The following is a 22,012-nucleotide window of genomic DNA, read 5'->3' as shown; positions in this document are numbered from 1 at the left end:
CAGAAGTACCAGCCGGTCTTCGGGCTCGAGACGCACGTCGAGCTGGGCACCGTGACCAAGATGTTCTGCGGCTGCATCACGACGTTCGGCGCGGAGCCGAACACGCACACCTGCCCGGTCTGCCTCGGCCTGCCCGGCTCGCTGCCCGTGGTGAACGAGCGGGCGATCGAGTACGCGATCAAGATCGGGCTGGCGCTGAACTGCTCGATCGCGTCCTGGTGCCGGTTCGCGCGGAAGAACTACTTCTACCCCGACATGCCGAAGAACTTCCAGACCTCCCAGTACGACGAGCCGATCGCGTTCGAGGGCTACCTGGACGTCGACATCAGCGAGGGCGTCGGCGAGCCCGAGATCTTCCGCATCGAGATCGAGCGGGCCCACATGGAGGAGGACACCGGCAAGGCCACCCACGTGGGTGGCGCGACCGGCCGCATCCAGGGTGCCGACTACTCCCTGATCGACTACAACCGGGCCGGCATCCCCCTGATTGAGATCGTCACCAAGCCGATCCTCGGCGCGGGGGAGAAGGCGCCGCTGGTGGCCAAGGCCTACGTCTCGGCGCTGCGCGACCTGATCAAGGCGCTGGCCGTCTCCGACGTCCGGATGGACCAGGGCTCGATGCGCTGCGACGTGAACCTGTCGCTGGCCCCCAAGGGCGAGACCAAGCTCGGCACCCGGTCGGAGACGAAGAACGTCAACTCGCTGCGCTCGGTCGAGCGGGCAGTGCGCTACGAGATGTCGCGCCACGCCGGCATCCTGCTCGCCGGGGGCTCGGTGCTCCAGGAGACGCGTCACTTCCACGAGGAGGACGGCTCCACGTCGTCGGGCCGGGAGAAGTCCGACGCCGAGGACTACCGCTACTTCCCCGAGCCGGACCTGGTGCCCGTGGCCCCGAGCCGGGAGTGGGTCGAGGAGCTGCGCGGCACCCTGCCGGAGAACCCGGCCGAGCGTCGGGCTCGGGTCCAGGCGGAGTACGCCTTCTCCGACCTGGAGATGCGTGACGTCCTGGCTGCCGAGGCGCTCGACCTGATCATCGAGACCGTCGAGGCCGGAACCACCCCGCAGGCCGCCCGCAAGTGGTGGATGTCGGAGCTGGCCCGTCGCGCCAACGACACCGGTGTCGAGCTGGCCGAGGTCGGCGTCACGCCGGCTCAGATCGTCGAGGTGCAGAAGCTCATCGACGACAAGACGATCAACGACAAGCTGGCTCGCAAGGTCTTCGAGGGCCTGTACGCCGGCGAGGGCACGCCCGCCGAGATCGTCGCTGCCCGCGGCCTGGCCGTGGTCTCCGACGACGGTGCCCTGACCGCAGCGGTCGACGCCGCGATCGAGGCGCAGCCCGCTGTCGCGGACAAGATCCGTGGCGGCAACCACGGTGCCGCCGGTGCGCTGATCGGTGCCGTGATGAAGGCGATGGGCGGCCAGGCCGACGCCGCCCGCGTGCGCGAGATCATCATGGAGAAGCTGAGCTGAGCTGAGTCGGGTCTCGGCGACGAGACCTGAGAACGATCGATGGAGCGTGAGCGTCAGATACTGACGGTCACGCTCCATCGATCGTTCGAGGACCGGTGTCTCAGCTGTAGATCTTCTCGGTCCAGCCCGACGCGGTGAGGGCCTTGAAGTTGCCCCAGGTGGAGGCCTTCAGGATCTTGCTGCTCCACCGGGCGGGCTTGTCGAGCGGGATCGTGTACTCGATCAGCGCCCCGGCCTTGGAGGTGGCCACGAAGATGTCGGCCTTGCGGGTGGTGCCGGGCACGACGCCGGTGCGGTCCCAGGTGATGGTGTTCAGCGTCCAGCCGCTGGTGCCGATCGTGACGCGGCCGTACGGTGCGCCGCCGTCGGTCTGGTAGCGGTAGAAGCCGCCGGTGTCGGACAGCCCGTAGACGCCACCGGAGCCCCAGGACAGGGACTTGATCGAGCTCCAGGTGTTGTTGACGGCGACCTTCGTGATGACGACGTCGTTGTAGCTTGTCTTGGCGCTGACCCCGACGCCATAGATGACGCCAGCGGGGCTGTTGGCGAGGAAACCCTCCCCGATGAAGTCGTTTCCGCCCGTCCCGGTCCCGACCATGCCGCGCGGGACGACCCGAGACGGCCGGGATTCAGGTTGTGGGCCTCGGAGACGCCGTCCTGGTACCTCCGCTTGACGATCGCTCCGGCGCTGTTGACGCCGACGAAGCTGGTGTTGCAGACCGCCGGCATCGCCGCCGAGGCGGGGGAGGCCCCGACCGTCGTCGCGACGACGCCGAGCCCTCCTGCGATGACGGCCGTCGAGGCCAGCGCCGCGATGGTCCTGGTGCGCCCGTGACGGCGCGCCGAGGTGAGGATGTTCATGTGACTCCGTGCTCCGGAGTGACAAAGGTCCTGGGCACTATGTCACGGCGAGGTGTCCTGGTCGGGGCGCGTGGGTGTCACGCGTGGGCGATCGCCCCCTGACCCTTGTGCTGCTGGTACGTCGCGCTCAGCCCGTCGTACGTCGTCACCAGGCGCGCCACCCGGGCGTCGAGGTCCTGATCGCCCAGCCCCCGCACCGCGGCGGCGAGGTCGTGGGAGGTGAAGTAGGGGTTGCTCCTGTTGTAGAGGTCCCGGCCCGGCGCGGGGGCGGAGCGGTCCGGGTCGGGGACGGCGTACACGCCCTGCAGGATGGCGATGTCGTAGGGGATCGCGAACGAGTCGGCGGAGTCGGCGTGGCTGAACAGGTAGACCACCTCGCCGATCCCGCTCCAGGCGATCCCGGACAGGCACAGCGAGCAGGGCTCGTGGGTCGCGATCATGAGGACCTCGCTCGGCGCAGGACGGGCGGCGGCGGGGAGCTCGAAGAACCGCTTCATCGCATGGATCTCGCCGTGCCATAGCGGGTTCTCGATCTCGTTGTTCGTCTCGGCCACGATCAGGTCGAGGGAGTCGCGGTGCAGCAGCGCCGCACCGAAGAGCTTGTTGCCGGCCGCGACCCCGCGACGGGTCAGCGGAACGATGTCGGACTCGATCACCTCGAGCAGGCGGCGGGCGGTGAGGGGGTTGGCGCGATCGATCATGGCACCAGGGTGCCGCTGGGGTATGTTCAGCGGGTTAATTCCACATCTCGCCCGCGTGTGGGGGAAGTCGATGCAACTTCGACGCTGACCCGCAACCGTCACAGCCGGAATACCTGCCGTGGAGCGACCTGACAACCACGCTGTCGCGGAAAAACGGTGGGCGTCCTCGCAGGTGAGGCCCCGCTGTTGCAGCGGGAAGGACACCATGAAGAAGATCGTTGCGCGGCGCAGTGCCGCCGCCTTGACTGGCGCGGCTCTCCTCGGAAGCGCACTCGCCGTCAGCACCCTGACCCCGGCCACGGCGGCTCCCGCGTCGACGCCGGTCCCGGTACCGGAGGCTCAGGCCGCTGCGGCGTGGCTTGCCAGCCAGGTGAGCGCTAGCGGTCTGTTGACATACCAGTCGTACGGCAGCACCTATGCGGATACTGGTCTGAGCATCGATACGGCGATGGTCCTCCAGGCGCTCGGTACTCAGACCTCCACGATCGCCACGATCGGCACTGGGGTTGCGGGCGCCACGTCCTATGGGGCGCACTCGTCATACACCGACACCTGGACCGACCCTGACCACCCGGCGACGATCGAGTCGACCGCATCGAACGCTCTGGCGAAGAAGGTGGTCGGCCTACAGGTGGCGGCACCTGCGGCCGCCGTCCTGCCCGCCCTGGTCAGTGACCTGGAGGGCGTCACCGACGCCGCCGGCCGGATCTCCGACGGCGCCACCCGTGACGGGGTGGCCGACGCCGGCAGCAACTACGAGAACATCTTCGGCCAGGCCTTCGCTGCTCGGGCGCTGATCAACGCGTCCAGCTCTGAAGGCAGTGCCGCCCTGACGTACCTGCTCGCTCAGCAGTGCAGTGACGGCTGGTTCGCCGAGGGACTGGCGGCGAGCGGTTCGGCCGCAACCTGCGATGCCGGTACCGCGGCGCCGAGCGTCGGCGGTACGGCAACAGCTGTTGTTCAGTTGGTCGGGCTGAAGGCCAAGGCCGGTGCCCAGGAAACGGCAGTCACCAATGCGATCGCGAAGGCTGCCTCGTGGCTGGCCACCGCGCAGGCCGACAACGGTTCCTTTGGGGCAGGGGGCACCTTCGTTGCAAACGCCAACGACACCGGCCTTGCCGGATGGGCGTTGGGTCTGGCTGGGCGTTCGGCCGACGCAGCGCAGGCCGCGACCTGGATCGCCGCGCATCAGGTTCAGGGCATCGGTGTCTGCACGTCGGCGAAGTTGAAGGCCGACATCGGTGCGATCGCTTACGACGACGAGGCGTTGGCAGACGGCGGCACCTACGGGATTGACGATGTCAGCCGTGGCCAGTGGCTGCGTTCCTCCGGTCAGTCGGTCGCTGCGCTGGCGTACCTCCCGGCTACTGCTCCCAAGCTCACCACCACCACGGCGTACGTCGCCGCCGGCCGCGCCACCAGGGTGACGGTCGCCGGCCTCCGATCGGCTCAGCAGGCGTGTGTCACGGGTGCGAAGGCCGCGGTCAAGGTCTCTGCGAACGGTGCCCTCACGGTGACCGCTCCGGCCGGCACGGCGACCCGCACGCTGACGCTGAGCACGGTCGGTGGCACCACCACTGCCAAGCTCAAGGTCCTCGGCGCGGCGACCCTCAAGGTCACGTCGACCTCCAAGGTGAAGCGCGGCACGAAGATCACCGTCACGATCAAGCGGCTCGCGGCGGGGGAGAAGGTCACCCTCAAGCTGGCCGGCAAGAAGATCGGCACCGCAACGGCGACCAGCTCCGGCAAGGCCGTGATCAAGGTCAAGGTCGCCAAGAAGACCTCGGCAGGCACCAAGAAGCTCAGCGTGGTCGGCCAGTTCGCCAACCGGGTGGGCAGCACCAAGATCAAGGTCACCCGTTGATCCAGCTCCTCGCTCGCACGAGCCGTACCGTCCGGACGATGCGGATCGCGGTGGCCTCGGCGATGCTCAGCATCGTCGGGGCCACCGGCCTGGCCGTGCTCGGCGCCGCTCCGGCCCACGCGGCGTACTGCACCACGAGCACCGGGGTGAACGTCGTGGTCGACTACGGCACCCTCGGCGGCGTCGCGCAGGGCTGCGGTACCGGCACCATCGCCCGGGTTGCGTTCACCAGCGCGGGCAACACCCTGACCGCCGGTCCCGGCGGACCCGACACGGTCTGCCAGGTCAACGCGGTCCCGGCGGCAGGGGAGGAGTGCTGGGGCCGGACCAAGGACCACTGGTACATCTTCGTCGCCCGGCAGGGCGGCTCCTGGGCCGCGGCCACGGTCGGGATCGACTCGCTGCGGGTCAAGCCGGGTGACTCGGTCGCCCTGGTCTGGCAGGGCACCACCAGCCAGACCGCCCCGGGCGTCGCCGCTGCCAGTCCGGTCGCGGCGGGCACCACCGCGCCCACCACCGGTGCGAAGCCGGCCGCCACCGCGAAGCCGACCAAGCACGCCACCACGAAGCCGAAGGCGACCAGGTCGGCCACCCCGACCCGGGCCGCGACCCCCAGCGCCTCGGCGAGCGCCACGACCTCGCCGACCGCCACTGCGAGCGGGTCCGCGTCCGGCTCGCCCAGCAGCACTACGAGCACCAGCAGCACGCCGTCGGCGGGCGCCTCGGCCACCCCGACCGGCACCGCCGTGCCGGACCCGGCGACGGTGGAGGCGACCCTGGCGCAGCGCTCGGCCAGTACTGACGACGGCTCCTCGCTGCCCGGCTGGGTGCCGCCGATCGTGCTCCTCGTCCTGGTCGGAGCGATCGTCGGCGTCACCCTCGTCCGTCGGCGGGCCCGCTGAGGCGATGAGTTGAGGCGATGAACAGCGCCGTGGTCCACCCGCTGGCGTGGTGGGCATGGGCGGTCGGGGTGGCGGCCTTCGCCTCCCAGACCACCAACCCGTGGCTCACCAGCCTCGCGATCGCGGTGACGATCCTCGTCACCCTCGCGCGGCGGGGCGACCACCCGTGGGCTGCGGCGTTCCGCCTTTACCTCATCGCCGGGGCGGTGATCGTCGCGGTCCGGCTCGCCTTCCGGGTGCTGCTCGGCTCGGCCGCCGGCGGTCACGTCCTGGTCGACCTGCCGCAGATCCCGCTGCCGGACTGGGTGCTCGGCATCCATCTGCTCGGTCCGGTGACCAGCGAGTCCCTGCTCTTCGGTCTGTACGACGGCCTCCGTCTGGCTGCGATCGTGATCGCGGTCGGCGCGGCCAACGCCCTGGCCAACCCGAAGAAGTTGCTGCGCACGTTGCCGCCGGCGCTCTACGAGCTGGGCACCGCCCTCGTGGTGGCGCTCACCGTGCTGCCGCAGCTGGCCGACTCGCTGGCTCGGGTGCGGCGCGCCCAGCTGCTCCGCGAGGGTGACAGCAGTCGCGGCGGCAGGCTGCGCCGCGTCGTCGTGCCGGTGCTGGAGGACGCGCTCGAGCGCTCGATGGCGCTCGCCGCCGGGATGGACACCCGGGGCTACGGCCGCTCGGCCGGGGCCTCGCGCCGGGAGCGCTGGATCACCGGAGCGCTGATGCTGGTGGGGCTCTTCGGTCTCTGTGTGGGCGCCTACGCGCTGCTCGATCCGACGGTGATGAACGGCACCCTCGCGGGTCTCACCGTCGCCGTCGGGCTTGCGGTCTGCGTCCTCGGGCTGGTCAGCGCCGGCGGACGGGTGGCGCGGACGACGTACCGCCCACAGCGGGTGCGCGGGCATGACGTCGGCCTCGTCGCCACCGGTCTGGTGGTCGGCTTCGCCGGCTGGTGGGTCGCCCACCACGACACGGTGGTCGCCCATCCGCTCGTCACCGTCGCGCCGACGCTCAGCCTGACCGCCATGATCGCCATCCTGATCGCGCTGGCGCCCCTGGTCCTGGTTCCTTCCCCTGTCGCCGACGCCGTGGAGGTGCCCGCGTGATGACCCCGCCCCTGGTCGAGCTCCGTGAGATCACGGTGCGGCTGCCCGACGCCGACCGCCCGACCCTGGACCGGGTCGGGCTGGAGATCGAGGAGGGCGAGCTGCTGCTCGTCTCCGGACCGACCGGTGCCGGCAAGTCGACCCTGCTCGGGGTGCTGTCGGGGCTGGTGCCGCGGTTCAGCGGCGGCGACCTCTCGGGTCGCTTCCTGCTCGGCGGCGTGGACCTCACCGCGGCGCCGCCCCGCGAGCGCGCCGAGCGGATCGGGTACGTCGGCCAGGACCCGGCTGCGGGCTTCGTCACCGACACGGTCGAGGAGGAGCTGGCCTACGGGATGGAGCAGCTCGGGCTGGCACCGGCGACCATGCGCCGACGGGTCGAGGAGACCCTGGACCTGCTCGGCATCGCCGATCTGCGCCAGCGCGATCTGCGCACGCTGTCGGGCGGCCAGGCGCAGCGGGTCGCGATCGGCTCGGTGCTGACCATGCATCCGGCGCTGCTGGTCCTCGACGAGCCGACCTCGGCACTCGACCCGACCGCGGCCGAGGAGGTGTTGGCCACCCTGGCCCGCCTGGTGGAGGACCTGGCCACCACGGTCGTGATCGCCGAGCATCGGCTCGAACGGGTGGTGCCCTTCGCCGACCGGATCGCGCTGCTGCCCGGCGACGGCAGCCTCCGGGTCGGCGAGCCGGCCGAGATGCTGGCCGACGCTCCGCTGGCCCCGCCGCTGATCGAGCTGGGACGGGCACTGCGGATGGACCCGCTCCCGCTCACCGTCCGCGAGACCCGTCGTCGGCTGCGTCGCGAGCTCGCCGTCGACCGGCTGCAGGCACCGGGCCCGGAGTCCCTGAACCCGACGCCGGCCCCGGTCGCGACGCCGACCCTGGCCGCCGTCGGGGTGGCGGTGGACCGTGGCCGTCGGCACGTGCTGGACCGGGTCGACCTGCGGCTCACCGCCGGCCGGGTGAGCGCGCTGATGGGGCGCAACGGCAGCGGGAAGTCGACCTTGCTGTGGACGCTGCAGGGCACCCAAGAACGGCGCGCCGGGCGGATCCGGGTCACCGGGTCCGGCGGCACCGACGTCGACCCCGCCGACCTCAAGCCCGCCGAACGGCGCCGCCACGTCGGCCTGCTGCCGCAGACGGCGAGCGACCTGCTCTACCTGGAGACGGTGGCGGCCGAGTGTGCCGCGGCCGGTCCGACGACCCGGGCGATCCTGGACCGGCTGGTGCCGGGCATCCCCGACCAGCGGCACCCCCGCGACCTCTCCGAGGGACAGCGGCTCGCCCTCGCGCTGGCGATCGTGCTGGCCGCCGACCCGCCGGTGCTGCTCCTCGACGAGCCGACCCGGGGCCTGGACTACCTGGCGAAGACCGCGCTGGTGCAGATCCTGCGCGAGCAGGCCGCAGCGGGACGGGCCGTCCTGGTCGCCACCCACGACGTCGAGTTCGTCGCCCACGTCGCCGACGACGTCGTGGTGCTGGCCGAGGGCGAGGTGGTCTCGGAGGGGCCCGCGCGCCGGGTCGTCGCCGAGACCCCGGCCTTCGCCCCGCAGGTCACCAAGGTGCTCGGCCCCGGCTGGCTCACCGTGGACGAGGTGCTCGCCCAGGTCGCCTACCTCGACCGTGCCGCACCCCGCAGCGGCGAGGGGAGCGCCTCGGCATGATGCGGATGACGCTGCGCTCGACGCTGGTGCTCGCAGTGGTCAGCCTGTTCGGGCTGATCACCCTGGTCTGGCCGCTGCTGGTCAACCAGTCCGACGCCACGTTGGTGCAGCCTCCGTTCGTCTTCATGCTGCTGCTGCCGGTCGTGGTGGTGGTGGCGATCGCGGAGCTGAGCCAGGGCGGACTGGACCCACGGGTGCTCGCCATCCTCGGGGTCCTGGCCGCGATCGACGCGGTGATGCGCGGCGTCTCGGCCGGCACCGCCGGCGTCGAGCTGGTCTTCTTCCTGGTCATCCTCGGCGGCCGGGTCTTCGGGCCTGCGTTCGGCTTCATGCTGGGCTGCACCAGCCTGTTCGCCAGCGCCCTGTTCACCGCCGGGGTCGGGCCGTGGCTGCCGTACCAGATGCTCGCCACCGCGTGGATGGGGCTCGGGGCGGGGCTGTTGCCGCGTCGGGTGCGCGGTCGTGGCGAGGTCGTGATGCTGGCGGCGTACGGCGTCGTGGTGGCCTATCTGTACGGCGCGCTGCTCAACCTCCAGGGCTGGCCGACGCTGGCCGGGATCAGTGTGCCGGGCCATGACGGGCCGCTCTCGTTCGACCCGTCGGCGTCGTGGGGGGAAAACCTGGTCACCTTCGCGAAGTACACGCTGCTCACCTCGACCACCAGCTTCGACACCGGTCGCGCGATCACGACCGCGGTGGCGATCGGGCTGCTCGGGGCGCCGGTGCTGACCACCCTGCGCCGTGCGGCGCGTCGGGCGACGGTGACCGGCACCGTCTCAGCGCAGACCCCCACGGCTGCAACCTGAGAGCGGGATAAGAAAGGATGGGGCCATGGGTTCTGTGATCTTCGGCGTCGTCCTCCTCGTGATCGGCCTGATCGCGCTGCTCGCCTCCCGGCGCGCTCGCAGCGTCGCCGTGCCGGTGACCACCGCGGCGAAGCGGAAGCAGGGGGAGGACGGCGCCACCTCGGTGACGGTGCCGATGCGCGGCGGCCTGCGTTGGATCGGTGCCGCGCTGTGCGTGCTCGCCGTCGTCGTGGTGGTCGCCTCGTGCCTGGTCAAGGTCGGCACCAAGGACGTCGGCGTGGTCACCTCGTTCGGCCGTCCGACCGGTCGTGACCTCAACGCCGGCATCCACCTCAAGGCGCCGTGGCACAAGGTCACCGTGCTCGACGCCGCGATCCAGCCCGACGAGTTCGACGGCGACCAGTGCATCAAGGTCCGCATCGGCGACGGCTCCACGGCCTGTGCGTCGCTGACGATCCAGTGGCAGATCGCACCGGAGGAGGCCTCGACGCTCTTCCAGAACTACCGCTCCAACGACGTCAACGCGACGATTCGCAAGAGCCTGGTCGTCACCCCAGCTCAAGGCGTCGGTCAACTCAGTGCTGCACGACTTCAACCCGCTCACCAACGTTGACAAGGCGGTCGCGAGCGGCACCGTGGGGGAGACCAACCTCGAGATCTCCGCGACCCCGGACCTGGACTCCTACTCGGCGAAGATCAAGGACGCGATGAACGAGCGGCTGGCCCAGCTCAACAACGGCAAGCGCCAGATCACGGTCCGTTCGGTGACGATGTCGTTGCTCTCCCTGGCTCAGACCACGCAGGACAAGATCAACGCCTACCAGGCCGAGGTCGGCAACACCCGGATCGCCCAGCAGCAGGAGAAGACCGCCGCCGCCCAGGCCGCCGCCAACAAGGCGCTGTCCCAGTCGGTCTCGAAGGACCCCAACGTCCTGGTCTCGCGCTGCCTCGACATCCTCAACGACATGGTCAAGGCCAACCAGGCGGTGCCGGCCGGCTTCACCTGCTGGCCCGGCGGCTCCTCGAACCTCGTCCTGGGCGCGGGTGGCACTCAGTCCAGCGGCACTCAGTCCAAGTGAGCGGCGGTGGCCGACCGGGTCATCCCGATCGAGGCCACCACCACACACCCGATCGCCAGCCACTGCAGCACCGAGAGGCTCTCGCCGACCACGACCAGCCCCGCGACGGCGGCAGCGGCCGGGTCGAGGGAGACCAGGACGCCGAACACCACCGGCGAGAGCGAGCGCAGCGCGATCATCTCCGCGGAGTAGGGGATCACCGAGGAGAGCAGCCCGACGCAGGCGCCGATCAGCCACAGGTGCGACGAGGCCAGCTCGCCACCGTGCCAGCCCAGCGTCAGCGGGGTGAGCAGGACCAGAGCGATCCCGGAGGCGATCGCTAGCCCGTCCAGGCCCTGCCAGGCCTTGCCGGTGCGGGCGGCGAAGTGGATGTAGCCGGCCCACGCCGCCGCGGCAGCGACGGCGAAGGCGACCCCGGCCCAGGTCACCCCGGCCGGGCGCAGACCGAGCAGCGCCACCCCGAGGGCGGCCACCCCGATCCAGGCCAGGTCCCGGCGTCGGTGGGAGGCGAGCGCGGCGAAGAGCAGCGGTCCGGCCAGCTCGATCGTGACCGCGATCCCGATCGGGATCCGGGCGAAGGACTGGTAGATCGCCCAGTTCATCGCCGCCAGGCAGACGCCGAGGCCGAGCGCGGGACCCCACTCGCCCCAGCCGCGGCCGCGCAGCCGGGGCCTGGCCCAGGCCGCCAGCACCACGGTCGAGGTCGCCAGCCGGAGCCAGACGATCGTGGTCGGCGAGGCTTCGTCGAAGAGCAGCTTGGCCAGCGCGGCGCCGACCTGGACCGAGACCACCCCGAGGATGACGAGACCGACGGGCCCCACCCCGCGTGCGGAGGGAGCCCGTCGGAGGGAGGCGTTCAGGACGGGTTCGGGTCGTAGTCGGGCAGCGGCACCTCGCCCGTCAGCGGCTCCATCGGACCGTACGACGGCTCCGGGACCGCTGCCGTGATCTGACTGCCGTCCGACCGGACTCCGCCGACCATCGGGATGCCGCCCAGATGGCCCGAGGTCCGCGGCCCGTGGTGCGGCAGCGCGACCTTGAGGGAGGCGTCGGCGGTGACCACGTGACGCACCCCGCGCACGGTCAGCTCGACCTCGCCCGAGGCACCCTCGGCGACGTCCTCCAGCACGATCTCGAGCTGCTCCTCGGTGACCCTGACCGCGAGCCGGTTGCCCCGCCAGCGCACCTTGTAGCTGAGCGCGTCCCACTCCACGGGCAGGCGCGGGTCGAAGGAGAGCTGGTCCCCGAAGTCCCGCATCCCGCCGAAGCCGAAGACCAGCGCCGACCAGACCCCGCCGGTGGAGGCGATGTGCATGCCGTCGATGGTGTTGCCGTGCAGGTTGGCCAGGTCGACGTAGAGGGCGTCGAGGAAGTAGTTCAGCGCCACCTCGTGGTAGCCGACCTCGGCGGCGATGATCGACTGCACCACCGCCGACAGCGTGGAGTCACCGGTGGTGATCGGGTCGTAGTACTCGAAGTCGGCGCGCTTGGCGTCGAGGGTGAACCGGTCACCCTGGAGGAACAGCGCGAGCACCACGTCGGCCTGCTTGAGCACCTGGAACCGGTAGATCACCAGCGGGTGGTAGTGCAGCAGCAGCGGCCGCAGCTCCGGCGGCGTGTTCGGCAGGTCCCAGACCTCCCGCTCCAGGAACAGGTCGTCCTGCGGGTGGATGCCGAGGCCCTCGTCGTACGGGATCTGCATCGAGGCCGCGCAGCGCTCCCACTCGGTGACCTCGTCGTCGGTCAGGTGCAGCCGACCGACGATCTGGGTGTACTCGGCGGGGGCGATCTGCTTGATCAGCCGCACCGAGGCGACCGCCTGCTCCAGGTTGTAGCGCGCCATCACGTTGGTGAACAGGTTGTTGTTCACCACGGTGGTGTACTCGTCGGGGCCGGTGACGCCGTGGATGTGGAACGACTCCTCACCGCCGCCGGCGGGCTGGCGCCAGAAGCCGAGGTCGGCCCACATCCGCGAGGTCTCGACCAGGACGTCGATCCCCTCGCGTATGAGGAAGCCGAGGTCGCCGGTCGCAGCGACGTACTTCGTCATCGCATAGACCACGTCGGCGTCGATGTGCACCTGCGCGGAGCCGGCGGCGTAGTAGGCCGAGGCCTCCTCGCCGTTGATCGTGCGCCACGGGAAGAGGGCGCCGGACACGGCCAGCTCGCTGGCGCGCTCGCGGGCCGCGGGCAGCATCATCGAGCGGAAGTGCAGCACGTTGCGGGCCAGCGCGGGCTGGGTGTAGGTGAGGAAGGGCACCACGTAGATCTCGGTGTCCCAGAAGTAGTGCCCCTCGTAGCCCGAGCCGGTGACGCCCTTGGCGGGTACGCCGATGCCGTCGGAGCGTGCCGAGGCCTGGGCCACGGAGAACAGGTTGAACCGGATGGCCTGCTGCATCGCGCGCAGGTGCGGGCCGGTGCCCTCGACCTCGACGTCGGCCGAGGCCCAGAACTCGTCCCACCACTGGCGCTGCTCGTCCATCAGCCGCGGCACGCCCATCCGCTTGGCGCGGTCCAGGGTCCTGTCGCAGCGGTCGGAGAGCTCGCGCACCGGGACGCCGCGCGAGGTGTGGTAGCCCACGATCTTGTCCAGCCGCAGCCGGGTGCCCTCGGTGGCATCGACGCGGAAGACCATCTTGGTGCGGTCCTCGTCGGCACGGACCAGGGTCTCGACCTCGTCGGAGGTGGACAGGTGGTGGTCGGCGGCGACCGCGATCGTCATCCCCGACCGGGCGGCCTGGTAGCCCAGCAGCATCCGCTCGTCGTTGGCGTACGACATCTGCGGCAGCAGCACCCGCTCCTCGAACGCGGCGGCCTTGCGCGGGTCCGAGCCCTGGGCAGCACTCGGGTTGGAGTGGTGCAGGTCGTCGCGACCGTCCTGCCGGTTGAGCAGCTGGCTGGAGATCACGATCGGGGCGCTGCCGCTGAGCATGGTGACCTCGAGGGTCAGCACCGCGAGGTGGCGCTGGGTCATTGAGACCATTCGGGTGGAGTCGATCTTGACCCGCTTGCCGCTGGGGGTGCGCCAGATCAGGGAGCGGCGCAGGATCCCGTCGCGGAAGTCCAGGGTGCGCTCGTAGGCCTCCAGGTCGGCGGTGCCGAAGGTGAGTGGCTCGTCGTCGACGTAGATCTTCATCACCTTGGCGTCGGGTGCGTTGACGATCGTCTGACCGGTCTTGGCGAAGCCGAAGGCGTTCTCGGCATGCTTGATCGGCCAGGTCTCGTGGAAGCCGTTGACGAAGGTGCCGTGTGCGAAGGCCGGGCGGCCCTCCTCGGGGTTGCCGCGCATCCCGAGATAGCCGTTGGCCACCGAGAACAGGGTCTCGGTCAGTCCCGGGTCCTCCAGGGAGGTCGAGGTCTCGATCAGACGCCACGGATCGACCGGGAATCGTGATCGGTCCATCGGGTCGGGGCTGGCGCTCACGCGTTGTCTCCTTCAGGGACGAGTTCGGCAAGGTCTTCCACCAGTACGTCGGCACCGGCGGCGGCCAGGGCGGAGCCGGCCCCGCGATCGACGCCCACGGTCAGCCCGAAGTGGCCGGCCTTGCCGGCGGCGACGCCGCTGACGGCGTCCTCGAGCACCACCGAGGTGGCGGCGGTCGCGCCGAGCACCTCGGCGGCATGGAGGAAGGTATCGGGCGCCGGCTTGCCGGGCAGCCCCAGGTCGCGGGCCACGGTGCCGTCGACGATGGTGGCGAACCGGTCCAGCAGGCCGGCCGCGGTCAGCACCGCGCGGGCGTTGGCCGAGGAGCTGACGATCGCCAGCGGCATGCCCAGGTCGCGCAGGTGGTCCAGGAGCAGCACCGACCCCGGGTAGGCCTCGACGCCGTCGCGTTCGAGGACCTCGTTGACCAGGTCGTTCTTGCGGTCGCCGAGCCTGACGATCTCGTCCTCGTCGGGGTGCAGCCCCCGGGAGGCGAGGAAGTCACGGACACCGTCGTAGCGCGGCTTGCCGTCGACGTACGCGTGGTAGTCGGCGTCGGTGAAGGGCGCCTGTCTCGGCTCCGGGAGAGTCGGGAGGTAGTCGTTGAACATCTCCGCCCAGGCGCGGGCGTGCACGAGGGCAGTGGGGGTGACCACACCGTCGAGATCGAAGAGGACTGCCTGGTAGATGGTCCAGTCGGGGGCCGTCATGTGTCCAGCCTAGGGGAGCGAGCAGCGCAGTAGGTCACGGCGGGATTACCCTTGGTCCATGCCCACTCTCCGCTCCGCCACGTCGACCTCGGGCCGCAACATGGCAGGTGCGCGCGCCCTGTGGCGCGCCACCGGTATGACCGACTCCGACTTCGGTAAGCCGATCATCGCGATCGCCAACTCCTTCACCGAGTTCGTGCCCGGTCACGTCCACCTGCGCGACCTCGGCAAGATCGTCGCCGAGCAGGTCAAGGCCGCCGGTGGCGTGGCCAAGGAGTTCAACACGATCGCCGTCGACGACGGCATCGCGATGGGTCACGGCGGCATGCTCTACTCGTTGCCCAGCCGTGAGCTGATCGCCGACGCCGTGGAGTACATGGTCCAGGCCCACTGCGCCGACGCGCTGGTCTGCATCTCCAACTGCGACAAGATCACCCCCGGCATGCTGCTGGCCGCGCTGCGGCTCAACATCCCGGTCGTCTTCGTCTCCGGTGGCCCGATGGAGGCCGGCAAGACGGTCGCGATCGAGGGCATCGTGCACGAGAAGCTCGACCTGATCGACGCGATGATCGCCTCGGCCAACGACAACGTCTCCGACGAGCAGCTCGACACCATCGAGCGCTCGGCCTGCCCGACCTGCGGCTCGTGCTCGGGCATGTTCACCGCGAACTCGATGAACTGCCTGACCGAGGCGATCGGCCTCTCGCTGCCGGGCAACGGCTCCACGCTGGCGACCCACGCGGCACGCCGGGGTCTCTTCGAGGAGGCCGGCCGCCTCGTCGTCGAGCTGTGCCAGCGCTACTACGACAACGACGACGAGTCGGTGCTGCCGCGCAACATCGCCACCCGCGCCGCGTTCGAGAACGCCGTCGCCCTCGACGTCGCGATGGGTGGCTCGACCAACACCGTGCTGCACCTCCTGGCCGCTGCCCGTGAGGCCGAGCTCGACTTCAACGTCGCCGACATCGACGCGATCTCGCGCCGGGTGCCGTGCCTGGCCAAGGTCGCACCGAACAGCCCGAAGTACCACATGGAGGACGTCCACCGTGCCGGTGGCATCCCGGCCCTGCTCGGCGAGCTGCGCCGGGGCGGCGCCCTCAACGAGGACGTCCACACCATCCACTCCGACTCGGTCGCCGCGTGGCTCGACGCCTGGGACATCCGGGCGGAGAACCCGAGCGAGCAGGCACTGGAGCTCTTCCACGCCGCTCCCGGCGGGGTCCGCACCACCGAGGCGTTCTCCACCGAGAACCGCTGGGCGACCCTGGACACCGACGCGGCCGAGGGCTGCATCCGCGACCTGGCGCATGCCTACACCGCCGACGGCGGCCTGGCGATCTTGCACGGCAACCTCGCCGAGGACGGCTGCGTGGTCAAGACCGCCGGCGTCCCCGAGGAGGTCTGGCAGTTCACCGGCACCGCGATCGTCTTCGAGTCCCAGGACGACGCCGTCGACGGCATCCTGAAGAAGAAGGTCGAGGCGGGCCACGTCGTCGTGATCCGCTACGAGGGGCCCAAGGGCGGCCCCGGCATGCAGGAGATGCTCTATCCGACCTCGTTCCTCAAGGGACGCGGTCTCGGGCAGAAGTGCGCCCTGATCACCGACGGACGCTTCTCCGGCGGCACGTCGGGCCTGTCCATCGGCCACGTCTCCCCGGAGGCGGCCGGCGGCGGTCTGATCGCCCTGGTCGAGGATGGTGACCAGATCACCATCGACATCCCGAACCGGCGGATCAACCTCGACGTCGACCAGCACGTCCTCGACGAGCGTCGGATCGCCCAGGAGAAGCGGGACAAGCCGTACACCCCCCTCGCGCGCGAGCGGGTCGTCTCGGCCGCGCTGCGGGCCTACGCCTCGATGGCCACCGCGGCCTCCGACGGGGCTTACCGCCGCGTTCCTGAGTGAGTCAGGACCGCGAGCCCGGACGGCTCGAGGTCGGCCGGCCGCCTGATCGGATCTGGATCCTGGGCGGCTGGCTGATCGTCGCTGCCGTGGTGGCGTGGGTCGTGATCGGGGTTAGCGGGGGTTCGTCGACCTCGCTCACCCCGGCACCGTCGAGCACGGCGTCGGCCGGCGCGGCAGCGTCAGGCTCGACCTCACCCTCGGCCCGGCCGTCCACGACGGCCGCTCCGGTGGCGCCCAGCGTCCCGGCGCTGCTGCCCGGTGGTCGGCACCGGATCTTCGAGGGCGACCCGTTCCTGGTGGCCTACTACGGCACCGCCGGCAACGGCGCCCTCGGCGTGCTGGGGGAGCGCAGCCCGCAGGTCAGCGACCGCCGGCTCCGTGCCCAGGCAGCGAAGTTCGCCGTGCTGGGCCGTCCGGTGCAGACGGTCTACGAGCTGATCGTCACCGTCGCCGACCGCTACCCGGGCAAGCATGGCGCCTACAGCCACGACATCTCCCGGGCCGCGGTGCAGTCCTGGATCGACGCCGCCCACCGCAACAATGCACTCGTGGTACTCGACATCCAGACCGGCCACGCCGACTTCCTCAGCGTCGCCAAGCGCTGGTCGTGGGCCCTGGCCGACCCGTGGGTCGGGCTCGCCCTCGACCCGGAGTGGCGGATGCACGGCCACGCCGTGCCGGGCCACGTGATCGGCCACGTCGACGCGGCCGAGATCAACCGCACCTCGGCGTGGCTCTCGACGTTCAGCCGTCAGCGTGGGCTGCCGGAGAAGATCTTCATGCTGCACCAGTTCCGGCAGAAGATGATCCGTCGCCCGCAGCTGATCAAGGCCCGCCCCGGACTCGCGATGGTGCAGCACGTCGACGGGTTCGGCACCCGGAGCCAGAAGCTGGCGACGTACCGCAGCGTGGCTCGCCCGCGGCAGTTCTCGATGGGCTTCAAGCTGTTCTACGACGAGGACGTCAACCGGATGGGACCCGCGGCGGTGGGCAAGATCCGGCCGCGGGTCCGCTTCGTCAGCTTCCAGTGATGGTGGAGACGTCGATCACGTACCGGTAGCGCACCTCACCGGCGACGACCTTGTCGTAGGCGGCGGTGACCTCGTCGGCGCCGATCGTCTCGATGGTGGCGCCGATGCCGTGCTCGGCGCAGAACGCCAGCATCTCGCGGGTCTCGGCGATGCCGCCGATGTTGGAGCCGGCGAGCACCTTCGAGGTGCCGACCAGCAGGCCGGGGGTGACCTCGTAGCGCTCGGTCGGCAGGCCGACGTTGGCCAGCACGCCACGGGCCTTGACCAGGCGGAGGTAGGCGTTCATGTCCAGCGGCGCCGAGACGGTGTTGAGGATGACGTCGAAGTAGCCCCGCTTGGCCTTCATCGCCTCGGCGTCGGAGGTGGCCAGGTGGGCACTGGCACCGAGGGCGAGGGAGTCGGCGGCCTTGGCGTCGCTGCGCGAGAGCACCGTCACCTCGGCGCCCATCGCGACGGCGAGCTTGACCCCCATGTGGCCCAGGCCGCCCATCCCGACGACGGCGACCTTGCTGCCCGGCCCCACACCCCAGCGTCGCAGCGGCGAGTACGTCGTGATGCCGGCGCACAGCAGGGGAGCGGCGACGTCAAGGCCGATGCCGTCGGGGATCGGGCAGGCGAACCGCTCGGAGACGACCACCGAACGCGAGTAGCCGCCGTAGGTGACCTCGCCGTCGTAGCCGCGGCCGTTGTAGGTCATCACCGCGCCCTTCGTGCAGTGCTGCTCGAAGCCGTCGCGACACAGGTCGCACTCGCCGCAGGAGTCGACCATGCAACCCACGCCGACGCGGTTGCCGACGGCGAGACCGGTGACCGCGGAGCCGACCGCGGTGATCACGCCGGCGATCTCGTGACCGGGGACCATCGGGAAGATCGCCGAGCCCCACTCCTCCCGGACCTGGTGGATGTCGGAGTGGCAGATCCCGGCGTAGGCGATCTCGATCTGGACGTCGTCGGGGCGCAGGTCGCGCCGTTCGATGGTCCGGGCGACGAACGGGGCCCCGGCGGTGTCGGCGACCAGGGCGGCAGTCTGGGTAGGCATGACCCCCACGCTAACCCCAGGGTGGTGCGCACCAGCCGAGCCACTAGTGTCCACAGGGTGAGCGAGCCGAAGCCTGTGCCGTCCGTCACGCCGCTGCCGGAGTGGACGCCGCGTCCCGAGCCCGAGCGGGTCACGCTGCGGGGGCGCTACGTCGAGCTCCGTCCGCTCTCCTCGGCGCACTACGCCGAGCTCTTCGCCGCGACCTGCGGACCCGAGGACGCGGAGCTGTGGGACTACCTGCCGGCCGAGGCGCCCGGGGCGCTGTCGTCGTTCTGGATGCTGATGGCCGGCATCGTCGAGGAGGCGCCGACGACGTACGCGATCGTGCCTCTGGAGGGGGAGCGGGCCGGCCAGCCGACGGGGACTTTCTCGCTGCTGGCGATCGACCCCGCCCACGGCTCGGTCGAGATCGGCTGGGTGCTCTTCGGCCGCGCCCTGCAGCGCACCCGGGCGGCGACCGAGGCGGTGCACCTGCTGCAGGCGTACTGCCTCGACGAGCTCGGCTACCGCCGCCTGGAGTGGAAGTGCAACGCGGCCAACGAGCCGTCGCGGGCAGCGGCGGCGCGCTTCGGGTTCACCTACGAGGGCCGGTTCCGCTCTCACCGGGTGGTCAAGGGGCGCAACCGCGACACCGACTGGTTCTCGATCATCGACGGGGAGTGGCCGGCGCTGCGTACGGCGCACGAGGCCTGGCTCGACCCGGCCAACTTCGACGCTGCGGGGAGCCAGATCAAGGCCCTCAAAGCGTTCACATGATGGGACCCGTTTGCTCACATACTGGGACGACGTGCAACACTGAGGTGACGGAAGTGTGGCACGAGGAGTAGTCTGACGGCATGCGCCAGGACATTCTCGTACGCTCGCGACGCGCCCTCTGAGTTTTCACCAGAGACGCGTCTCCCTCCGTTGCCATCCGGCCGGAGGGTTTTTTGTTGCACGAGACCAGCATGACCAGGTCAGCAGATCCAGCCACACACGTGAGGAACAAAGCAGATGAGTGAGATCAGCGGGGCACAGAGCCTGGTCACCTCGTTGGAGGCGGCCGGGGTCGACACGATCTTCGGCATTCCGGGCGGGGCCATCCTGCCGGCCTACGACCCGCTCTTCGACTCCTCGATCCGCCACATCCTCGTGCGTCACGAGCAGGCCGCCGGCCACGCCGCGGAGGGCTACGCCGCCGCGACCGGCAAGGTCGGCGTCTGCATGGCGACCTCGGGCCCGGGTGCGACCAACCTGGTCACCCCGATCGCCGACGCCTACATGGACTCGGTCCCGATGGTGGCCATCACCGGCCAGGTCGCTGCCAGCCTGATCGGCACCGACGCCTTCCAGGAGGCCGACATCCGCGGCATCACGATGCCGATCACCAAGCACAGCTTCCTGGTCACCGACGCCGACGAGATCCCGGCCCGCATCGCCGAGGCCTTCCACCTCGCCTCGACCGGCCGCCCCGGCCCGGTCCTGGTCGACGTGGCCAAGAACGCGCTCCAGGCCAGCACCACCTTCCGCTGGCCCACCGAGCTGCAGCTGCCCGGCTACCGTCCGGTGACCAAGCCCCACGCCAAGCAGATCCGCGAGGCCGCCAAGCTGATCCTGGCCGCCCGCAAGCCCGTCCTGTACGTCGGCGGCGGCACGATCCGCTCGGGGGCTCACCGTGAGCTGCGCAAGCTCGCCGAGCTCACCGGCATCCCGGTCGTCACCACGCTGATGGCCCGCGGCGCCTTCCCCGACTCGCACCCGCAGCACCTCGGCATGCCCGGCATGCACGGCACCGTCGCTGCGGTCGCGGGGCTGCAGAAGTCCGACCTGATCATCAGCCTCGGTGCCCGCTTCGACGACCGCGTCACCGGCGACCTCAAGACCTTCGCTCCGCACGCCCTGGTCATCCACGCCGACATCGACCCGGCCGAGATCGGCAAGAACCGGCACGCCGACGTCCCGATCGTGGGCGACATCCGCGAGGTGCTGGCCGACCTGCTGATCACGCTCGAGGCCGAGCGTGCCGCCGGGCACGAGGGGGACTACGAGTCCTGGGTCGGCTACGTCGCCGGGATCAAGAAGAAGTACCCGCTCGGCTACGACACCCCCGACGAGGGGCTCGCGCCGCAGTACGTCATCGAGCGCCTCGGCGCGATCGCCGGTGCCGAGGCGATCTTCGCCGCGGGCGTGGGCCAGCACCAGATGTGGGCCGCGCAGTTCATCGGCTACGAGCACCCCAACACCTGGCTCAACTCCGGTGGCGCCGGCACGATGGGCTACTCCGTGCCCGCCGCGATGGGCGCGAAGGTCGGTCGCCCCGACGCCACGGTCTGGTCGATCGACGGCGACGGCTGCTTCCAGATGACCAACCAGGAGCTCGCCACCTGCGCGATCAACGACATCCCGATCAAGGTCGCGGTGGTCAACAACGAGAACCTCGGCATGGTCCGGCAGTGGCAGACGCTGTTCTACAACGAGCGCTACTCCAACACCGACCTCCAGAATCATCAGCGCCAAGCCGGCCAGGGTCGCATCAGGATCCCCGACTTCCCGAAGCTGGCCGAGGCCTACGGCTGCGTCGGCCTGTCGTGCGACTCCGCCGATGACGTGGACGCCACGATCGAGAAGGCGATGGAGGTCAACGACGTCCCCGTCGTGGTCGACTTCCGGGTCAACAAGGACGCGATGGTGTGGCCGATGATCGCCGGCGGCGCCAGCAACGACGAGATCCAGTACGCGCGCGACCTCGCGCCCAACTTCGACCACGACGACCTGTAAGGGGCGGACCACCATGGCCCAGCACACGCTCTCCGTCCTCGTCGAGGACAAGCCCGGCGTCCTGACCCGCATCGCGGCGCTGTTCAGCCGGCGCGGCTTCAACATCGAGTCGCTCGCGGTCGGCCCGACCGAGCACCCCGAGGTCTCCCGGATGACGATCGTCGTCACCGTCGAGGGCTCGCCGCTCGAGCAGGTCACCAAGCAGCTCAACAAGCTCGTCGAGGTCATCAAGATCGTCGAGCTCGAGCCCGACTCCTCGGTGACCCGCGAGCTGGTGATGGTCAAGGTCGGCGCGACCGTGGACAACCGCAGCGAGATCATCGACGTCGTCCAGCTGTTCCGGGCGAAGGTCATCGACATCTCCACCGACGCGATCACCGTGCAGATCGTCGGCAACGCCGGCAAGATCTCCGACTTCCTGCGCGTGCTGGAGCCGTTCGGCATCCGTGAGCTCGTGCAGAGCGGGATGGTCGCCATCGGCCGCGGCTCGCGGTCGATCTCCGAGCGCACCAAGCCGGTCGGCGTACCCGTCGCGCCGACGGCCTCCTGACCACCGCCATACTCGGCACCGAAGAAATCAATCCAGAAGGAGAGGCCCCAGTGGCTGAGATCTACTACGACGACGACGCCGACCTGAGCCTGATCCAGGGCAAGCACGTCGCGGTCATCGGCTACGGCAGCCAGGGCCACGCCCA

The 22,012-nt window shown here is 70.3% G+C and carries 20 protein-coding genes and 1 riboswitch; of the genes, 14 read left to right on the top strand and 6 right to left on the bottom strand.

Annotated elements, in window-relative coordinates; genetic code table 11:
* A partial coding sequence (gene gatB, locus Q1V88_RS00760; protein WP_300676298.1) for an Asp-tRNA(Asn)/Glu-tRNA(Gln) amidotransferase subunit GatB occupies positions 1-1,473 on the top strand: 1,473 nt, incomplete at its 5' end.
* Positions 1,474-1,573: 100 nt separating this feature from the next.
* Here the strand turns inward: gatB and Q1V88_RS00755 are convergent.
* A complete protein-coding gene (locus Q1V88_RS00755; protein WP_300676296.1) occupies positions 1,574-2,071 on the bottom strand; it encodes a hypothetical protein in 498 nt (165 codons plus the stop codon).
* A gap of 72 nt (positions 2,072-2,143) precedes the next feature.
* Here Q1V88_RS00755 and Q1V88_RS00750 point away from each other — a divergent pair, with 72 nt between their 5' ends.
* Positions 2,144-2,308: a hypothetical protein gene (locus Q1V88_RS00750; RefSeq protein WP_300676294.1), complete on the top strand. Its 165-nt coding sequence runs from the start codon at positions 2,144-2,146 to the stop codon at positions 2,306-2,308.
* A 103-nt stretch (positions 2,309-2,411) separates the two neighbouring features.
* Here Q1V88_RS00750 and Q1V88_RS00745 read toward each other — a convergent pair whose 3' ends face one another.
* Positions 2,412-3,035 carry a deaminase gene (locus Q1V88_RS00745; protein WP_300676291.1) on the bottom strand — a complete coding sequence of 208 codons (624 nt, stop codon included), beginning with the start codon at positions 3,033-3,035 and terminating at the stop codon, positions 2,412-2,414.
* Positions 3,026-3,171, top strand: a riboswitch (cobalamin riboswitch). Its footprint overlaps the gene before it by 10 nt.
* 69 nt (positions 3,172-3,240) lie before the next feature.
* Here Q1V88_RS00745 and Q1V88_RS00740 point away from each other — a divergent pair.
* From Q1V88_RS00740 to Q1V88_RS00710, 7 genes are read left to right on the top strand one after another with little or no spacing between them, the layout of a single operon-like run.
* On the top strand, positions 3,241-4,899 hold the full coding sequence (locus Q1V88_RS00740; RefSeq protein ID WP_300676289.1) for a prenyltransferase/squalene oxidase repeat-containing protein: 1,659 nt from the start codon (positions 3,241-3,243) through the stop codon (positions 4,897-4,899).
* A 38-nt stretch (positions 4,900-4,937) separates the two neighbouring features.
* Positions 4,938-5,801 (top strand): hypothetical protein, encoded by an 864-nt coding sequence (locus tag Q1V88_RS00735; protein WP_300676287.1) that lies wholly within the window; start codon positions 4,938-4,940, stop codon positions 5,799-5,801.
* Between the two features lie 17 nt (positions 5,802-5,818).
* Positions 5,819-6,901: an energy-coupling factor transporter transmembrane component T gene (locus Q1V88_RS00730; protein WP_300676285.1), complete on the top strand. Its 1,083-nt coding sequence runs from the start codon at positions 5,819-5,821 to the stop codon at positions 6,899-6,901.
* Positions 6,901-8,565, top strand: coding sequence for an ABC transporter ATP-binding protein (locus Q1V88_RS00725; protein ID WP_300676303.1), 1,665 nt, complete (start codon positions 6,901-6,903; stop codon positions 8,563-8,565). Before Q1V88_RS00730 ends, Q1V88_RS00725 begins: the two co-directional genes overlap by 1 nt.
* Positions 8,562-9,371: an ECF transporter S component gene (locus Q1V88_RS00720; protein ID WP_300676282.1), complete on the top strand. Its 810-nt coding sequence runs from the start codon at positions 8,562-8,564 to the stop codon at positions 9,369-9,371. The genes Q1V88_RS00725 and Q1V88_RS00720 overlap by 4 nt, the downstream gene beginning before the upstream one ends.
* Before the next feature lie 25 nt (positions 9,372-9,396).
* Entirely contained in the window at positions 9,397-9,984 is a 588-nt protein-coding gene (locus Q1V88_RS00715; RefSeq protein WP_300676280.1) for an SPFH domain-containing protein, read from the top strand.
* Positions 9,950-10,450 carry a hypothetical protein gene (locus Q1V88_RS00710; RefSeq protein WP_300676279.1) on the top strand — a complete coding sequence of 167 codons (501 nt, stop codon included), beginning with the start codon at positions 9,950-9,952 and terminating at the stop codon, positions 10,448-10,450. The genes Q1V88_RS00715 and Q1V88_RS00710 overlap by 35 nt, the downstream gene beginning before the upstream one ends.
* Here Q1V88_RS00710 and Q1V88_RS00705 read toward each other — a convergent pair.
* Genes Q1V88_RS00705 through Q1V88_RS00695 form a run of 3 tightly spaced genes read right to left on the bottom strand, consistent with a single transcriptional unit; the run spans position 10,438 to position 14,584 of the window.
* Positions 10,438-11,271, bottom strand: a complete 834-nt coding sequence (locus Q1V88_RS00705) for an EamA family transporter (protein ID WP_300676277.1) — start codon at positions 11,269-11,271, stop codon at positions 10,438-10,440. The two genes, Q1V88_RS00710 and Q1V88_RS00705, sit on opposite strands and share 13 nt — an antisense overlap.
* Before the next feature lie 35 nt (positions 11,272-11,306).
* Positions 11,307-13,853 carry a glycosyl hydrolase family 65 protein gene (locus Q1V88_RS00700; protein WP_300676301.1) on the bottom strand — a complete coding sequence of 849 codons (2,547 nt, stop codon included), beginning with the start codon at positions 13,851-13,853 and terminating at the stop codon, positions 11,307-11,309.
* A gap of 17 nt (positions 13,854-13,870) precedes the next feature.
* Positions 13,871-14,584, bottom strand: a complete 714-nt coding sequence (locus Q1V88_RS00695; protein ID WP_300676276.1) for an HAD family phosphatase — start codon at positions 14,582-14,584, stop codon at positions 13,871-13,873.
* 58 nt (positions 14,585-14,642) lie between these two features.
* Between Q1V88_RS00695 and ilvD the strand changes: the two genes are divergently transcribed.
* Together ilvD and Q1V88_RS00685 are read left to right on the top strand one after the other, a co-directional pair.
* Positions 14,643-16,490: a dihydroxy-acid dehydratase gene (gene ilvD / locus Q1V88_RS00690; RefSeq protein WP_300676274.1), complete on the top strand. Its 1,848-nt coding sequence runs from the start codon at positions 14,643-14,645 to the stop codon at positions 16,488-16,490.
* Positions 16,487-17,521, top strand: a complete 1,035-nt coding sequence (locus Q1V88_RS00685; protein WP_300676271.1) for a hypothetical protein — start codon at positions 16,487-16,489, stop codon at positions 17,519-17,521. Before ilvD ends, Q1V88_RS00685 begins: the two co-directional genes overlap by 4 nt.
* Here the strand turns inward: Q1V88_RS00685 and Q1V88_RS00680 are convergent.
* Positions 17,508-18,560: an NAD(P)-dependent alcohol dehydrogenase gene (locus tag Q1V88_RS00680; protein WP_300676268.1), complete on the bottom strand. Its 1,053-nt coding sequence runs from the start codon at positions 18,558-18,560 to the stop codon at positions 17,508-17,510. The genes Q1V88_RS00685 and Q1V88_RS00680 overlap by 14 nt on opposite strands.
* Before the next feature lie 57 nt (positions 18,561-18,617).
* Between Q1V88_RS00680 and Q1V88_RS00675 the strand changes: the two genes are divergently transcribed.
* From Q1V88_RS00675 to ilvN, 3 genes are all read left to right on the top strand, one after another.
* Entirely contained in the window at positions 18,618-19,316 is a 699-nt protein-coding gene (locus Q1V88_RS00675; protein WP_300676266.1) for a GNAT family protein, read from the top strand.
* A gap of 237 nt (positions 19,317-19,553) precedes the next feature.
* Complete coding sequence (locus tag Q1V88_RS00670) at positions 19,554-21,317, top strand: acetolactate synthase large subunit (protein ID WP_300676264.1); 1,764 nt, start codon at positions 19,554-19,556, stop codon at positions 21,315-21,317.
* Between the two features lie 13 nt (positions 21,318-21,330).
* Complete coding sequence (gene ilvN / locus Q1V88_RS00665) at positions 21,331-21,867, top strand: acetolactate synthase small subunit (RefSeq protein ID WP_300676263.1); 537 nt, start codon at positions 21,331-21,333, stop codon at positions 21,865-21,867.
* Positions 21,868-22,012: the final 145 nt, after the last annotated feature.

The sequence above is a fragment of the Nocardioides sp. genome, from assembly GCF_030150155.1.
GTDB lineage: Bacteria > Actinomycetota > Actinomycetes > Propionibacteriales > Nocardioidaceae > Nocardioides.
The sequence above is the reverse complement of the archived record's forward strand: the minus strand, read 5'-3'. Positions and strand labels throughout refer to the sequence as shown.

What these genes read in the sequence shown, in the direction of transcription:
- Q1V88_RS00730 (WP_300676285.1), top strand. Translation starts at nt 5,819, where the DNA reads ATGAACAGCGCCGTGGTCCACCCGCTGGCGTGGTGGGCATGGGCGGTC.
- Q1V88_RS00670 (WP_300676264.1), top strand. Translation starts at nt 19,554, where the DNA reads ATGAGTGAGATCAGCGGGGCACAGAGCCTGGTCACCTCGTTGGAGGCG.
- Q1V88_RS00735 (WP_300676287.1), top strand. Translation starts at nt 4,938, where the DNA reads ATGCGGATCGCGGTGGCCTCGGCGATGCTCAGCATCGTCGGGGCCACC.
- Q1V88_RS00700 (WP_300676301.1), bottom strand. Translation starts at nt 13,853, where the DNA reads ATGGACCGATCACGATTCCCGGTCGATCCGTGGCGTCTGATCGAGACC.
- Q1V88_RS00725 (WP_300676303.1), top strand. Translation starts at nt 6,901, where the DNA reads ATGACCCCGCCCCTGGTCGAGCTCCGTGAGATCACGGTGCGGCTGCCC.
- Q1V88_RS00720 (WP_300676282.1), top strand. Translation starts at nt 8,562, where the DNA reads ATGATGCGGATGACGCTGCGCTCGACGCTGGTGCTCGCAGTGGTCAGC.
- ilvN (WP_300676263.1), top strand. Translation starts at nt 21,331, where the DNA reads ATGGCCCAGCACACGCTCTCCGTCCTCGTCGAGGACAAGCCCGGCGTC.
- Q1V88_RS00680 (WP_300676268.1), bottom strand. Translation starts at nt 18,560, where the DNA reads ATGCCTACCCAGACTGCCGCCCTGGTCGCCGACACCGCCGGGGCCCCG.
- Q1V88_RS00740 (WP_300676289.1), top strand. Translation starts at nt 3,241, where the DNA reads ATGAAGAAGATCGTTGCGCGGCGCAGTGCCGCCGCCTTGACTGGCGCG.
- Q1V88_RS00715 (WP_300676280.1), top strand. Translation starts at nt 9,397, where the DNA reads ATGGGTTCTGTGATCTTCGGCGTCGTCCTCCTCGTGATCGGCCTGATC.
- ilvD (WP_300676274.1), top strand. Translation starts at nt 14,643, where the DNA reads ATGCCCACTCTCCGCTCCGCCACGTCGACCTCGGGCCGCAACATGGCA.
- Q1V88_RS00745 (WP_300676291.1), bottom strand. Translation starts at nt 3,035, where the DNA reads ATGATCGATCGCGCCAACCCCCTCACCGCCCGCCGCCTGCTCGAGGTG.
- Q1V88_RS00695 (WP_300676276.1), bottom strand. Translation starts at nt 14,584, where the DNA reads ATGACGGCCCCCGACTGGACCATCTACCAGGCAGTCCTCTTCGATCTC.
- Q1V88_RS00755 (WP_300676296.1), bottom strand. Translation starts at nt 2,071, where the DNA reads ATGGTCGGGACCGGGACGGGCGGAAACGACTTCATCGGGGAGGGTTTC.